14 protein-coding genes and 1 pseudogene are annotated in these 14,170 nt (G+C 68.3%); 9 read left to right on the top strand and 6 right to left on the bottom strand.

Features of this window, described 5'->3' with window-relative positions:
- The first annotated feature begins 387 nt into the window (after positions 1–387).
- Together ACWEKS_RS29495 and ACWEKS_RS29490 are read left to right on the top strand one after the other, a co-directional pair.
- Positions 388–765: a PadR family transcriptional regulator gene (locus ACWEKS_RS29495; RefSeq protein WP_452343098.1), complete on the top strand. Its 378-nt coding sequence runs from the start codon at positions 388–390 to the stop codon at positions 763–765.
- A complete protein-coding gene (locus tag ACWEKS_RS29490; protein ID WP_452343097.1) occupies positions 765–1,268 on the top strand; it encodes a hypothetical protein in 504 nt (167 codons plus the stop codon). The genes ACWEKS_RS29495 and ACWEKS_RS29490 overlap by 1 nt, the downstream gene beginning before the upstream one ends.
- Before the next feature lie 148 nt (positions 1,269–1,416).
- Here ACWEKS_RS29490 and ACWEKS_RS29485 read toward each other — a convergent pair whose 3' ends face one another.
- Positions 1,417–1,563 (bottom strand): hypothetical protein, encoded by a 147-nt coding sequence (locus ACWEKS_RS29485; RefSeq protein WP_452343096.1) that lies wholly within the window; start codon positions 1,561–1,563, stop codon positions 1,417–1,419.
- A 126-nt stretch (positions 1,564–1,689) separates the two neighbouring features.
- Positions 1,690–2,244: a hypothetical protein gene (locus ACWEKS_RS29480; protein WP_452343095.1), complete on the bottom strand. Its 555-nt coding sequence runs from the start codon at positions 2,242–2,244 to the stop codon at positions 1,690–1,692.
- Between the two features lie 155 nt (positions 2,245–2,399).
- Here ACWEKS_RS29480 and ACWEKS_RS29475 point away from each other — a divergent pair, with 155 nt between their 5' ends.
- From ACWEKS_RS29475 to ACWEKS_RS29465, 3 genes and pseudogenes are all read left to right on the top strand, one after another.
- The gene (locus tag ACWEKS_RS29475; RefSeq protein WP_452343094.1) at positions 2,400–4,148 is read left to right on the top strand and encodes a GAF domain-containing protein; all 1,749 of its coding nucleotides are present in this window, start codon (positions 2,400–2,402) and stop codon (positions 4,146–4,148) included.
- Positions 4,149–4,211: 63 nt separating this feature from the next.
- A complete protein-coding gene (locus ACWEKS_RS29470) occupies positions 4,212–5,132 on the top strand; it encodes a ketopantoate reductase family protein (RefSeq protein ID WP_452343093.1) in 921 nt (306 codons plus the stop codon).
- A 504-nt stretch (positions 5,133–5,636) separates the two neighbouring features.
- Positions 5,637–6,038: pseudogene (locus ACWEKS_RS29465) on the top strand (sensor histidine kinase); the annotation flags it as partial.
- Positions 6,039–6,223: 185 nt separating this feature from the next.
- Here the strand turns inward: ACWEKS_RS29465 and ACWEKS_RS29460 are convergent.
- From ACWEKS_RS29460 to ACWEKS_RS29450, 3 genes are all read right to left on the bottom strand, one after another.
- The gene (locus ACWEKS_RS29460) at positions 6,224–6,913 is read right to left on the bottom strand and encodes a class I SAM-dependent methyltransferase (protein ID WP_452343092.1); all 690 of its coding nucleotides are present in this window, start codon (positions 6,911–6,913) and stop codon (positions 6,224–6,226) included.
- Between the two features lie 242 nt (positions 6,914–7,155).
- Complete coding sequence (locus ACWEKS_RS29455) at positions 7,156–8,145, bottom strand: AurF N-oxygenase family protein (RefSeq protein ID WP_452343174.1); 990 nt, start codon at positions 8,143–8,145, stop codon at positions 7,156–7,158.
- Between the two features lie 151 nt (positions 8,146–8,296).
- Complete coding sequence (locus tag ACWEKS_RS29450; RefSeq protein ID WP_452343091.1) at positions 8,297–8,944, bottom strand: nitroreductase family protein; 648 nt, start codon at positions 8,942–8,944, stop codon at positions 8,297–8,299.
- 152 nt (positions 8,945–9,096) lie between these two features.
- On the opposite strand from ACWEKS_RS29450, the gene ACWEKS_RS29445 reads away from it, so the two are divergent.
- Positions 9,097–9,555, top strand: a complete 459-nt coding sequence (locus tag ACWEKS_RS29445) for a MarR family winged helix-turn-helix transcriptional regulator (RefSeq protein ID WP_452343090.1) — start codon at positions 9,097–9,099, stop codon at positions 9,553–9,555.
- A 307-nt stretch (positions 9,556–9,862) separates the two neighbouring features.
- On the opposite strand, the gene ACWEKS_RS29440 is transcribed toward ACWEKS_RS29445, so the two are convergent.
- On the bottom strand, positions 9,863–11,422 hold the full coding sequence (locus tag ACWEKS_RS29440) for an MFS transporter (RefSeq protein WP_452343089.1): 1,560 nt from the start codon (positions 11,420–11,422) through the stop codon (positions 9,863–9,865).
- 90 nt (positions 11,423–11,512) lie between these two features.
- Here ACWEKS_RS29440 and ACWEKS_RS29435 point away from each other — a divergent pair, with 90 nt between their 5' ends.
- From ACWEKS_RS29435 to ACWEKS_RS29425, 3 genes are all read left to right on the top strand, one after another.
- Positions 11,513–11,944 carry a MarR family winged helix-turn-helix transcriptional regulator gene (locus ACWEKS_RS29435; protein ID WP_452343088.1) on the top strand — a complete coding sequence of 144 codons (432 nt, stop codon included), beginning with the start codon at positions 11,513–11,515 and terminating at the stop codon, positions 11,942–11,944.
- 149 nt (positions 11,945–12,093) lie between these two features.
- Positions 12,094–13,689, top strand: a complete 1,596-nt coding sequence (locus ACWEKS_RS29430) for an FAD-binding protein (protein WP_452343087.1) — start codon at positions 12,094–12,096, stop codon at positions 13,687–13,689.
- Positions 13,638–14,042 (top strand): 4Fe-4S dicluster domain-containing protein, encoded by a 405-nt coding sequence (locus ACWEKS_RS29425; RefSeq protein WP_452343086.1) that lies wholly within the window; start codon positions 13,638–13,640, stop codon positions 14,040–14,042. The genes ACWEKS_RS29430 and ACWEKS_RS29425 overlap by 52 nt, the downstream gene beginning before the upstream one ends.
- Positions 14,043–14,170: the final 128 nt, after the last annotated feature.

Here is a 14,170-nt window from a genome sequence, read left to right as displayed (position 1 = left end):
TCACCGGTCGGGGGTATGCGTGTCGCCGCCGGTGACAAGGGGTGCAGCAGTTCCGCGCGGCAGCCGAGCCCTGGCCTGCACCACACGAGCCGAGCTGACACCGGCGCCGGAGAAAACGTCGGTAAGCAAAGATTGTGAAACACCGGTCGCCGCTACGCATCCCGAACGGTGCCGACAAGCATGGACGGTCATCGATCCGGCAGAGGCGGTCTGTGGCCCGCCCGGCCTCCGGGAGAAGAACCGGGCGGGGGTGCCTGGGTATGCACTCCACAGATGGCCGCCGCGGAGAGGTGACCGAGAAATATCGTTGGCGCGACGGCCCCGATCCGGCCATTCACCACGCCGCTGCGGAAGTGGTGGCCTGCCTCGAGCCGGGTTGAGACAACGATGGCCGACCGCCCGCGGCGGAAGGTCAGTTGTGCTCGGGCACCGATATTTCCGCTGGTGAGCGGTCGAAGCGGAGTCCGCGCCAGGACGGGTGGCGCAGGCCGGTGGCGGTGCGTTCGCGGTAGGCGACATCGCCGACCAGATGCGGTCGCGCGGCGGACGGGGCTGGCTTCCGGCACGCTGTATCCGATTCTGGCTCGGCTATCCGACGCTGAGTTGCTGGAGACCCGGTGGGAGGACGGTCCGGCGGCGGGGCGCCCACCTCGGCATCTGTACCGGTTGACCGCCGCGGGTGCGGAAATCGCGGCTGAGTCAGCCGAGTTCACCAGGGAGGCCGTGCGGCGGCCGCTGGGGCGGCCGGCGTTGGGGGAGGCGTGATGGCTCAGTGGAGTCGATGGCTGATGCGGCTTTTGCCGCCCCGGCGAAAGGAATTCGCCGAGGCTCTGCTGGCGGCAGCGGAGTATCTGCCCGACACCGAACGGACCCGTTGGCGGGCCGGAGTGGTGCGGTTCGTTATTCGAGAGGTGATCATGCACAGGATGCTCTACCCGATCGAGCTCGTTGCGGCGGCTGCGATCGTGATCGCTACCAACTACTTCGCGACCTCCGACGACTCGTCCCAGGTGGTGGTGCTCGTGCTGATGGTCGCGGCGTTCACGCTCGGGCTCGCGGTGCCACGGCGTGCCTGGCTATCAGGTGCCGTTCTGGGTTCGACCCTGGCGGTCGCCGTTATGTCGGCGCTGATCGTGGACCCGCGGGCGACCGTGCCGCAGCCGGGCGGATTCGCCGGTGCCGCAATGCTGTTCGTGCTGATCGTTCCAGCGCTCGCCGGTGCCGAACTGGGTGGCCTCATCGGCCGTCGTCGAACGGTGCATCCCTGACCGCGAGGTGCGGTCCTCTTACTACACAGGGCGCGCCCGGAAAACGATCAGTCGTTCTCCGGGACTTCGACTTCGGCGAGAGTGCGTTCCAACCTCAGGTCGCGCCAGGAGCAGTGACGCAGTCCGGTCACGGTAGGCGACATCTCGGTCATGACACCGATCGCTGGAACTGCGGGGTCGAGATGTGCTCGGCGCCCATGACGCTGTCCCACCAGGAGGCCAGCGGGCTCGGATCCGGCCAGATGACCTGTTCCTGACGCTGATTGCTGATGGGCCGGACAGTGGTGTCACTCATGTGGATCCTCCTGGCGCAGACGACGCTTCTGATGGGGCAGCCACCACTTTGTCGCTGCTGTTCCAAGATCGCGCGGCAAGCAGGCGCACCACAGGAGCCGAAAGTCCGCGCTCGGGCTCCCGTACGTCACACAGCTCCATCCGATAGGCGTTGGCGGGCAAGGCGTTCGCCGAGTTCGGGCATGGCACCGACCGGGCTGCCGGCCAAGTCGGACAGGCTCCATCGCAGTACCGATTCCACCTGCCGGCGCGGCGTGGTGCTCTCGAACTCGACGCACAACCGTGCGACGGTCCGCTCGAACATTCCGGCATCGATCGTCCGCGTCGGCTCCAGCTCACCAATCATGATCACGGTTCCGAGGCTGCTGGGCGCACCCACCCCCGCAGCAGAGTCGAAGGACTCCACACCACCTGCCTTGGCCACCACGCGCGAATGACAGCCGATATGGCGTAATTCGATGGTAGGTAGGGTTTTGCGGTTGGGCTGTGTGTCCGAGCGGTTCGTGCTCGACGTGTCTGTGGCGCACCCGCCGAGAGACAGCCCAGGTTTGATCGGACGCCGACGGGTGGTGACCTGGAGACGGTGTGGACCAACGGGATACGGCAGACGGGTGTTGTCGTCGCCGAATATGCCGGTGCGGCCGAGGGTGTCGGTGCCCGGCTTCCCCTCCGCCGCGATCATTGCCACCGGACACTGCTGCGCGGCGGCAGGGCGCTGGTTCCCGATACGAGGTGTTCACCCAGGATTGATTCGTACGGCCCAGCAGCAAAGGGGCCTTGGACCCTAGACTGGTCTGCCGACCAGGTGTCCGGTCGAAGGAAAGGGGTGCTGCCGTCATGTCAGGTTCGACCAACGCTGGCAATGACCACGGTTACACCGGCGCCGGCGGTGGCACGATTCGGGAGACGTTGTCACAGCTGCGATTGCGGGAATTGCTCGCCGAGGTGCGTGACCGCATCGAGCAGATCATCGACGCCCGCGACCGGGTCGACGGCCTGGTCGAGGCGATGCTCGCCGTGACCGCCGGCCTGGATCTCGAGGACACCCTGCGCCGGATCGTGCGCACCGCGATCACGCTGGTGGATGCCCACTACGGCGCGCTGGGGGTACGCGGCCCCGACGGGCAGCTGGCCCGGTTCATCCACGAAGGCATCGACGCCGACACCGCCGAGGCCATCGGGCACCTGCCCGAAGGCAGAGGCGTGCTCGGGTTGCTGTTCGCCCAACCCAAGGCGATCCGCCTGGACAATCTGGCCGATCACCCGGACTCGGTGGGATTCCCGCCAGGGCACCCGCCGATGCGCAGCTTCCTCGGCATGCCGGTGCGCATCCGCGGGGAGATCTTCGGCAACCTGTATCTGACCGAGAAGGCCAACGGTATGCCGTTCACCGAGGACGATGAGGTCGTCGTCGCCGCGCTGGCGGCCGCGGCCGGTGTCGCGATCGACAACGCCCGCCTGTACGAGACCGCGCAGGCCCGGCAGGCGTGGATCGCGGCCACCCGCGACCTCACCACCGCCTTCCTGGCCACCACCACCCCCGACAGCGTGCTCGGACAGGTCGTTGACCGCGTCCGTACCCTGTCCGACTCCCAATACGCTTGGCTGGCGGTCCTGCCCGACCCGGACCTGCCCGCCGGCGAGGCCACCGAACTGGCCATCGCCGAATGGTCCGGGCCCGGCCACACCCACCGCGGCGAGCAGATCCCGATCACGGGCACGATCCTGGCCCGAGCACTGGCCTCGGCGACACCACTTCACCTGGACACCACCGCAGACGCCGGTGCCGAGCAACTGCCGATCGGAGCAGGCCCCGCGCTGGTGCTGCCGCTGCACACCGGCGAGGCCACCCTCGGGCTGCTCGTGGTCCAGCGCGGCGACACCCGCCCCTACCCGCGCGAGACCGCGGAACTGACCGAAGCGTTCGCCGGCCAAGCCGCACTGGCCATGCAACTGGCCGCAGCCCAACAGCGGATGCGCGAGCTGGACGTGCTCGCCGACCGCGACCGCATCGCCCGCAACCTGCACGACCACGTCCTGCAACGGTTGTTCGCGATCGGCATGGCCGCCCAGGGCACCGCCGCCCGCACCCGCAACATCGAGATCCGCCAACGTCTCAGCGACCACATCGACGACCTGCAAACCGTCATCAACGAGATCCGCACCTCCGTGTTCGACCTGCACGACGGCAGCGGACCCATCCGGCTGCGCCAACGCCTCGACGAGATCATCCGCCAGCACACCGCCGACACCAGCCTGCACACCAGCGTCCGCGTCACCGGTCCCCTCGACGTCGTCGACGCGGCACTGGCCGACCACGCCGAAGCCGTCGTCCGTGAAGCGGTCTCCAACGCGGTCCGCCACTCCGGCGCCGACACCCTCACCGTCGAACTCATCGTGAACGACGATCTGGTGATCGTCGTCGAGGACGACGGATGCGGCCTGCCCGACGGGCTGACCCCCAGCGGCCTGACCAACCTCACCCACCGAGCCGAAACCGCCGGCGGGCACTGCGAAATCGGCCCCGCCACCGCTGCCGGCCCCCGCAGGCCCGGCACCCGCGTGCACTGGTCGGCACCGCTGTAACCCAGGGGCTGCACCGGCCGGTAAAAGCGAGGATGCCGGCATGCGGCGATGGGATACTCGGGCATGGCCGGAGCGAAGGTACTGGTAGTCGGCGCGGGCGTGATCGGCCGTATCTACGCCGCGCGACTTGCCGCCGCCGGCAACGACGTCGATCTCCTGGCGCGGGGAAGGACGCTGGCGAACCTCGCGGGCGGTGCCTTGACGTTGCACACCAACGGCCGATCGACCACCCAGCAGATTTCGCTGCTCGAGGCACCACGCGCGTACTACGACACCGCCTTCGTCACGGTGCGACGCGATCAGATCGACGCCGCACTGGATTTCGTCACGCATGTGCGCTGCGACCACGTCGTCCCACTCTGTAACAACCCTCTCGGCATCGACACACTGCGTGAGCGGATCGGGGCCGAACGACTGATCGCTGGATTCCCCGGTGTCGGCGGTTATCTCAACTCCGATGAGAGCGTCACCTACCTGCAGATCCGTCAGCAGCCGACGACTCTCGAGCGTCGACGCGGCGCGGAGCACGCTACCGCCGAACTGCTCACCGGGGCGGGGTTCACCGTCGCGGGGACCGACCACATAGCCGACTGGCTGGCTACCCATGCCCTGTTCGTCACCACCGTCTGTGCCGCGCTCGATCGCGCGAACTACGATGCGCCGACACTCGCCCGCGATCGCGCCGTCATGCGCGATTTCGTCCGGGCGACCCGCAGCGGCTTCCTCGCCCTGCGCCGCCGCGGGATCGCCGTCGCCCCGGCAGCTCTGGTCTTCCTGTTCACCAGAACTCCGACCGAATTCGCCGCCCGCTACTGGAGTCGGCTCCTGCGCGGCCCCCTGGGCACCGTCGCCCTCGCACCCCATGCCCGGGCCACCCGTGACACCGAGATCGCCGCCCTCCGAACCGATGTCCGGCTCCTGCTGCCTTCGGGTGCCGCTCCCGACCTGGACACCTTCGTCTATGCGGGCAGTGCAGTGCCGTAGAGGCCATCAACAGACGCTGCATCACGCTGCTCGTTACGACCCCGCCAGGACCGATCCCGTCGACGCGTTGGTCGAACTGCGAGCACATGATCGACGCGGTCGCGAGTCTGTCCGAAACGTTCATACGAGCGTGCCCACACCTGCGGATCCTGGCCACCAGTCGCGAGGCTCTGGGTATCGGCGGGGAAACGGTTCATCCACTACCGCCGCTCAACCTCGCCCACCGCGCCGAAACCGCCGGCGGACACTGCGAACTCGGCCCCGCCACCGCTGCCAGGCCCCCACGGGCCCGGCACCCGCGTGCACTGGTCGGCACCGCTGTCAGAGCCGCTGCTCAACAAGGTCCGCGCCGTCGTCGAAAGCGCCACCGGTGAGGCGGCCAGCATGGGCAAAACCGCCAACCACATCGCCGAGGCGTGGGACCAGCGCCGCGAGGCCCTCGCCGCCCAGCGCTCCCGTCAGACTCCGCCTCCTGCCTACGACAGCTCCGAGCGACGCGCCGGGCAAGAGATTTCGCGTGGGATTCATCCTGCGACCCTGTCGAGAGGCGGGCTGGTTCCGGCGTTGAAGACGCTGGCTCGCCGCTGTTCGGTCCCTGTCTACCTCGACCTTGTCATCGAGCGCCGTCTGCCCGAACCCGTAGAGGTCGGCGCGTATTACGTGGTGGCTGAGGCGCTGACCAATACTACGAAGCATGCCCAGGCGTCGATCGTGAACGTGCACGCGGAAACGGACGATGCGAACCTTTGTCTGCTGGTCCGTGATGACGGGAGGGGCGGAGCCGACCCCCGCAAGGGGTCGGGGCTCATGGGCCTGATCGACCGCGTTGAGGCTCTGGGCGGCCATCTGGAGATCGTCAGCCCGCCCGAATCCGGGACAGCGCTGCACATCTCGATGCCGGCGTAACAAGGAGGCTGTTGATGGTCACGCGCGCACGGTCTCTCGGACATGCCGCGCGGGAATCTACGCACGATCTCGCGGAGAAGGCGCTTCGTACAGTGAGATTCGCTAGCAACAGGGTCCGCCTCGTGGCCCGGCCAACCGAGGCTGATCTTGCTCCGCCAGATGGTGTTCGACCCGGTGGCGTTCGGTCAGCCCAGGTGGGCCTGCAGTAACCAGGCTGGTACCGAGCTACGGCCGTCCGGCTCGTCACGGACATCCTCGAACCAGATCGGTGTCCGATTGTCTCTCGGAAGATTGTTGCCGTGGATGCGTGCCGGGCGGATGTCGTCGATCACCCAGTATTTCGAGACCACCTCGCGCAGTTCGTCTTCGGTGACGGGATTGGGGCCGAACCCTGCGGTCGGGGTCGGGAGAGCTTTGCGGTCGAACACGAGCACGAAGTAGGACGCTGCCGGGGCGGCGGCGCGGACGATCGATTGCTGGTATCCGTCGCGCTGGTCCACCGGAATCGAATGGAACAGTGTGCTGTCGACGATGGTGCCGAAACGGCCGTCGTACCCGGTGAAGGAGGTGATGTCGGCGACCTCGTACGAAGCGGTGGTCAGCCCGCGCCGGGCCGCCTCGGCACGGGCCAGGTCGATGGCGGTGGGGGCCGAATCCAACCCCACCGTCGTGTAGCCGTGTTCGGCCAGATACAGCGAGATCGCTGCCTCGCCGCACCCCACGTCGAGCACGTCGCCGTGGAACTTGCCCAGCTCGATGAGCGCTTTGAGTTCCGGCTGCGGCTCGCCCAGACTCCAGGGGGGCTTGGCATCCGAGAACAGGCCGGCTTCGCCCTTGTAGGCGCTTTCGAACGTGAATTCGTTCGGTGTGGTCATGATTCCCTCCGAATCGGTCAGGGCTATCAGACAGGGGTGGTGCTGTCTCGATGCTACGACAGGCGGGTAGTTCGAGATTCCGGGCAAGTCCTGCCCATACCGGTGTTGGTTGCACGCGTCGCGCAGGCTGTTCCGCGGCGGCACTCGAGCGCCCGGGCGCCGCCGCGAGGGGCGTTGATCGTACGACGGTCCTGGACGGCCTGTAGGTCCGGATGGGTCGTCGGACTTGGGTATCCGTGGGGTCAGGCGGCCCGGCGTTCGGGCTCGCTGCGGTAGCGGGATTGGTCGCCGTCGATGTGCAGGAGCTTCCACAGCCGCTTGGTGACCGGGTTCATCAGGCTCAGGTCGCCGGCGAGGGAGCGCATGTCACCGAAGTATCCGGAGAGGATTTTCGACGCGGTGGGGGAGCGCCAGAAGGCTTCCTTGATGACCTCGCGGGGGATGTCGAAGGTGCGGGCGAATTCCGGTGGGGGAGCCATGATCTCACCGGCCAGCCACCGCATGGCGAGCGGGAAGGCGATACCGCAGACATTGCGATACAGCGGATTGAAACCCGGCACATGCTCTTTCAGGAACTCATTGGCAAAGGAGATGTGCCGGGCCTCCTCGGCGATATGGATCTCCATGCAGCGCACCACCGCGGGCGGCAGCTTCGCGCCATTGCGGATGACCGCCTTCTGATAGTGGTCGATCGGTTCCTCGCCGCCGAGAATGCCGATGAACAGAATCGGCCAGGCATAACCGCCGGCCACGCCGATGAACGGCGACAGCCTCCGGAAGATGGGCCGCATCCCCGGGACGTCCACGCCGATCCGGTTGACCAGCTCCTGGAACATCTGAATGTGGTTGCACTCCTCGGTCATCTCGTGGAGGCAGTAGCGGAACTCCGGCGACCCGTTGGGCAGCTTCATGATGTACTGCATCATGCCGCGGATCAGAATGCTCTCGAAGGCCGCGCCGACCTTGATGGCATTGGCGATCCGCCACCGCCCGATCTCGATCTGCCGTTCCAGGGGCAGGTTCTGATACCACTGCGTCGCGCCGAGCGGATCGATGTCCGGTTGCAGCACCCAGCGCGGGTCCTGGGGGTCGATCGCGAATTCGGGTGAGTCCCAGGCGATATCGAGATACGGATCGAATCGGCGGTACACCGATCCCTCCGACAGGGTGTGCAGCACATCCGCGTAGTCTCGTGCCGCCGGAACGGAGCCCGACATCGTCGTCAGAGCCATCATTGCCTCCTCGTCTCTGTGCCGCGCCGCCCGGGAGCCGAAGCCGAGGCCGCTCCTGTGCGGTGCAACACACTCCAAGGTAAGTGCTAACTAGGGTTACAGACAACCTCGGAATGCCCGCGTGTCCCAGGATTCGCCCGGTGCCCGCCCGTCACCAGTGCTGCCAGTGCAGGACCCGGTCGCGGGGGACGCGGACCGCGGGCTTGAACTCGGTGCCGAGGGTGAAGGCCAGTGGCAGGAACGCGGCGAGCATGACCTCGTCGTAGGGCACGCCCAGGATTGCCGACAGTTCGCGCTCGAGTGGAGCCTGGGCCGTGGTCCACACGGTCCCGAGACCGCGGGCGCGGGCGGCGAGCATGAAGCTCCAGACCGCGGGAAGGATCGATCCCCAGGTGCCGCACTGGATCTGGACCGAGGCGGCGTCGGTGCGGCCCTCGACGGCGGGGATCACGAACGCGGGCACGCGGTGAATGTTGTCGGCCAGATGGCGCACGCCGTCGAACACCCGCGCCATGCTGCCCGGCCGGACGTGCATGCGCGCGAGGTCGTCCCGCGACAGTGGCGCGGCCTCGCTCAGTGCGAGCGCCCGCCGGAAGATCTCGGCCACCTCCCGGCGCTGCGCGGCTTCGGTGACGACCAGGAAGTGCCAGCGCTGGCGGTTGCGCCCGGTGGGCGCCTGGGTGGCGAGATCGACGCACTCCTCGATGAGGTCGCGCGGCACCGGCCGGTCGAAGTCCAGGCGGCGACGCACGGCCCGGGTGGTCGACAGCAGTTCATCGGGAGAGAGATCAAGCGTCATGGCAGCTCCTGTGGCCCAACGGGTTCCGAGATCGTCTGCGCGAAAATCATCTGCGCCCAGACGATTGGACCGTAGGCGCGGCAATCATCTGCTGTCAAATGATCTGTGCACAGATGGTTTTGGTAAGCTGGCCGTGATCGAACGAGGAGACCATGCCTGCCGCCAGACCGTCCTACTTCCCGGCTCTCGCCGCTGAACGCCCCGATATCGCCCTCTGCCGCGCCTCCGCCGCGGTGGCCAAAGCCGGTGAAGCCCATGCCGCCGCAGCGGAACTGGGGGTCGGACAGCATCTGGTGCTGAAGATGCTGGACGCGGTCGGCGACTGCGCGCAGCAAACGCTGGCCGCCGAACTCCGCATCGATCGCAGCGTCATGGTGACCGTCTGTGACGACCTGGAGCGATCGCGCTACATCCGCCGGGAACGCAACCCGAAGGACCGGCGCTCGTACGCGGTCACCATCACCGCCGCTGGACGGGAGCGATTGCGGACCGCCGAGGCCGCGATCCCGGGCTTCCTGGCCGGCGCCTTCGCCGCGCTCACTCCCGAGGAGCGGGTCCAGCTGACGACGTTGCTCGGGAAGCTCCTCGCAACGGGAGGGGCATCCGAGTAGCAAACGTTCCACCGCCGCGCGCATGCGCGATTCGCGCGTGGAGGGAAATCCGTTGAACCGGGTTGCCCGAGGCGCTGAATTTCCCTGTCCCGGACCGTCTTACGAGGTAGGTGGCGCAAACACCGTGCCATCGGAACGGGAAGGAAGCCGGCCATGTCGATCCGGAAATCGTTGCAGCAAGCACTGCGCGTGCACTCGAAACTGATGCAGGCCCATCGGGGTCGGGATGACGACCGCAGCGCCCTGCACCGCCGTCGGGTGGCACAGGACGCGTGGCGTGGCGCTCGGTGAGAGTGGTCCGGTCGGCTCAGTTCTGACCGGCGACAGCGAGGGTCGGCTCCGGCTCCGCGGTGGCCGGGGTGGGGCGGGGTCGCAGGGTGAAGGCCAGGACAGCGGCTCCCGCGAGCGCGAAGATCATGGTCCAGACACCGCCGACGTGCATGGCGTGGATGAAGGCGTCGTCGGCGGCGTGGGACAGGTCGGGTCGGTTGATGGCGGCGGCCACATGGCGCGCCTGTTCGGCGGATACCTGGGCGGGTTCGCGGGCGGTGTCGGGCAGGCCGGTGAGCGCGCCCTGGATGCCGGTCCGGTAGGTGATGGCCATGATGGTGCCGCCGAGCGCGATACCCAGGACACTGCCGGTTTGCCGGACGGTATTGGTGACGGCCGATCCCGCGCCGGCGCGGTCGAGTGGGAGCGTGCTCATCAGGGCGCTGGTGACCGAACCGATCACCATGCCGATCGAAAAGCCCTGTGCCGCAGCCAGTGCCACGTTCCAGATGATGGGCGTGTGCAATCCGAAGAAGACCGCGCTGCCCATGCAGAGCGCGCCGACGGTGAGGGCGGTCGCGGTCACCGCGCGCAGGGAGAAACGACGGACCAGGCGGACGCCGAGCGGACCGCCGATGATGACGCCGACGGCGGCGGGGGAGTTGATCAGACCCGCGGCGAGCGGTGAGAAGCCGCGGGCGCCCTGGAGGTAGAACGCGCCGTAGAAGCCGGCCGCGGTCATGGCCAGGAACAGCAGGCCCAGGGCCGCGTTGCCGCCGCCGAAGACCCGCTGCGCCAGCAATCGTGGATCGAAACTCGGCTGTTCGGAACGCAATTCGACCACCACGAACGCGGCCAGCAAAGCCAGCCCGGCGGCGATGGGAGCCCACACCTGCACCGGTGTCCACGCGGCGACCTGGCCCGCCCGGATGAGCCCGTAGGCGAGGGCCGCCAATCCGCTCACCGACAGCGCCAGTCCGCCGAGGTCCAGCGGCCGCGGCGTCGGGCTGCGGAAATTCGGGACCAGTACCGCGATCCCGATCAGTGCGACCGCGACGACGGGCACGTTCACGAGAAACACCGAGCCCCACCAGAAGTGGTCGAGCAGCACCCCGGCCAGCAGCGGCCCGGCCGCCAGTCCGACCCCGGCGGAGGTCGAGAACAGCCCGATGGCCGACGCCCGCGCCGGACCGGTGAACGTCCAGGTCACCGTCGCCATGGTGGCGGGCATGATGAGCGCGCTGCCCACTCCCATGACCGCACGGGCGGCGATGAGCCCGGCGGGATCACCGGCGTAGGCCGCCCAGACCGAGGCGGCTGCGAAGACGATCAATCCGGTGACGAGCACGGTCCGGTGCCCGTAGCGGTCGCCGAGCGCCCCGGCGGTGAACATGAGCGCGGCGAACACGAGCGTGTAGGACCCTGAGGCCCATTGCAGCTGAGCGGGATTCGCGCCCAGCCCGCGCACCGGATCGGCGAGGGTCTCGAGCGCGGTGGCGAGGATGGTGTTGTCCAGCCAGATCAGCAGGGAGGACAGCAGGAGAACGGCGAGGATGAGCCGCTGCCGGGATTTCGGCAGCGTCGCGGGCACGGTCATGGATGCCTTCGATAAGATTGGTAGGAACCTGACGATCGCCAGTGTGCAAGATTGTCAGGAACCTGTCAATCTTTGGAAAGGGTTGTCGCGGTGAGCTGTTCCGGATCGCAGGATGGATCCCTGACCTTCATGGTCCGCACGGTGTGGTTGAGCATGCGCTCGGCCATCGGTGAGGAACTCAAGGATTTCGGCCTCACGACCTCGCAGTACGCGACGCTGATGATGACGCAGAAGCAGCCCGGGAAGTCGGTCACCGATATCGCCCGCGATGTCGGCAGCACCCGGCAGGCCGCGAACGAGATGCTCGGCGGCTTGGAGAAGGCGGGCCTGATCGAGCGCCGCCCGCACCCCACCGACCGCCGGACCCACCAGATCTACGTGACCGACGCGGGCCGCGCCATCTACACCGAGGCCCACGCCGCCGTCGGCCGCCGCGAAGCCGAACTGGAAGCCGGATTCACCCCCGCGCAGCGCACCGCGGTCCGGGAATGGCTCCGCGGCATGGCCGAAGCCTGCCGCTGACCCGCGCCGATCCGGCCGCGAGAAGCAAGCGGATTTCCACGATATGGAAAATTCCGCCGCCAAAGGATCGTCCTGATTCGAACCCTTCGGTGAGTACGACCGGCCGCCTTACCGTTCCGGACACCAACTCTCCCGGGAGGAACGTACCGATGAGCGAACCATGGCAGATCAGTACCGACGTGCTGGTGATCGGCGGCGGGCCCGCCGCGTGCTGGGCGGCGGTGCACGCCCGGGAAGCGGGCGCGGAGGTGGTGCTGGTGGACAAGGGCTACTGCGGGACCAGCGGCGCCACAGCGCCTTCCGGCACCGGCGTCTGGTACGTCGCGCCCGAGGCCGCAGCCCGCGCCAATGCCAAGGCCGCCCGGGAGGCGCTGGGCGGGCACCTGGCCGACCACTATTGGATGGACCGGGTCCTCGACCAGACCTACGCGAACATGAACCGGCTGGCCGTCGAGGGCCGGTACCCGTTCCCGGTGGATCCCGGCACCGGCGAGCCGGTGCGCACCGGTGTGCAGGGGCCCGAATACATGCGCCGGATGCGAGCCTGGGTGAAACGGCTCGGCGTGCGGATCCTCGACCATTCACCCGCGCTGGAACTCCTCGTCGATGCCGAGGGGGTGGTGCGCGGGGCGGCCGGCTATCGGCGGCAGGCCGAGGAGGGCTACCGGATCACCGCCGGTGCGGTGGTGCTGGCCACGGGCGGATGCGCCTTCCTGTCGCGGGCGCTGGGCACCAATGTCGACACCGGTGACGGCGCGCTCATGGCGGCCGAGGCCGGCGCGCGCTTCTCGGGCATGGAGTTCTCCAACGCCTATGCCATCGTGCCCAAGGGCTCGACCATCACCAAGACCGCCTACTACGGCTACGCCACCTTCTTCCACGCCGACGGCCGGGTGCTGGAGGGTGCCGGCTCCGCGAAGGGCCGATCGGTCATCGCGCGGACCCTGTTGTCGCAGCCCGTGTTCGCGCAGCTGGACCGCGCCGACGCCGAGGTGCAGGCGCGGATGCGGCTGGGCCAGCCCAACTTCTTCCTCCAGTTCGACCGGCGCGGGATCGACCCGTTCACCGACCGCTTCGAGGTGGATCTGCTCGCCGAGGGCACGGTGCGCGGAACCGGGGGCATCGATATCGTCGACGACGACTGCGCGACAACGGTTCCCGGTCTCTACGCGGCGGGCGACGCCGCGACCCGGGAACGAATCTGCGGTGGATTCACCGGCGGTGGCAGCCACAACTCGGCGTGGGCCATGTCCTCCGGAAGCTGGGCGGGCCGGGGCGCGGCGGCCTTCGCCCGGCGATCGGGGCGCGTCGATCCCTCCGCGGTCCAGGGAGCCGGGCGGGTCGGATTGCGGCCGGAGACAACGGAATCGGTGCCCGCCGACGAGGTCGTCTCGGCCGCGCAGCGCGAACTCATCCCGTTCGAGAAGAACTATCTGCGTCATGGTGACCGCATCCGCCCCGCCCTGGCCGAACTGGACGAGCTCTGGGAGCGGGCCGAGCGCGGGCTCGGCGGCGGAACCGGTGCCGAGCGGATCCGGGCCCGGCAGGCCGCCGCCATCACCGCCGTCGGCCGGCTGATGTACCGATCCACGCTGGCGCGCAAGGAAACTCGCGGCATGAGCAAGCGTGCCGACCACCCGGACCTGGATCCGGCGCAGCACCACCACATCCTGTCCGGCGGCCTGGACCGGGTATGGACCTCGACGGCCGCGGCCACCGGACTCACCTCGGCGGTGGCGTCGTGATCGAACTGGTCCGCGCCGACGACTGCATCGCCTGCGACAAGTGCGTCGACGTCTGCCCGACCGATGTCTTCGACCGCACCGACAGCGGAATACCGCTCATCGCACGGCAATCCGACTGCCAGACCTGCTTCATGTGCGAGGCGTACTGCCCGGCCGACGCCCTCTACGTCTCACCCGAGGCAGCGCCGCTCGCGGACCGCAGCGCGATCCCCGAATCCCACATCGGTCGCTACCGCGAGCAACTCGGCTGGGGGAAGGGCCGCGCGCCGGGCAGTCTCGTCGCGATCGGCCCGGCCCTGCCGCACGGCGCTCTGCCACCGCGGCTGATCGAGCCCGGTCGACTGGTTCGATGAGTGGCCGCCGCGCATACTCGACGCGCTGCTGCCCGCTCCTGTCTCCGGCCGAGACATACCCGCCGAGCTGGTGTGTCGATTACGTTGTCCGGCACAGTGATTGGCGATCGCGCCCGTCGATCCGGGCA

The sequence above is a fragment of the Nocardia sp. NPDC004711 genome, from assembly GCF_053601595.1.
Note: the sequence above shows the minus strand (reverse complement) of the source record. Positions and strands in the feature narration are given on the sequence as shown.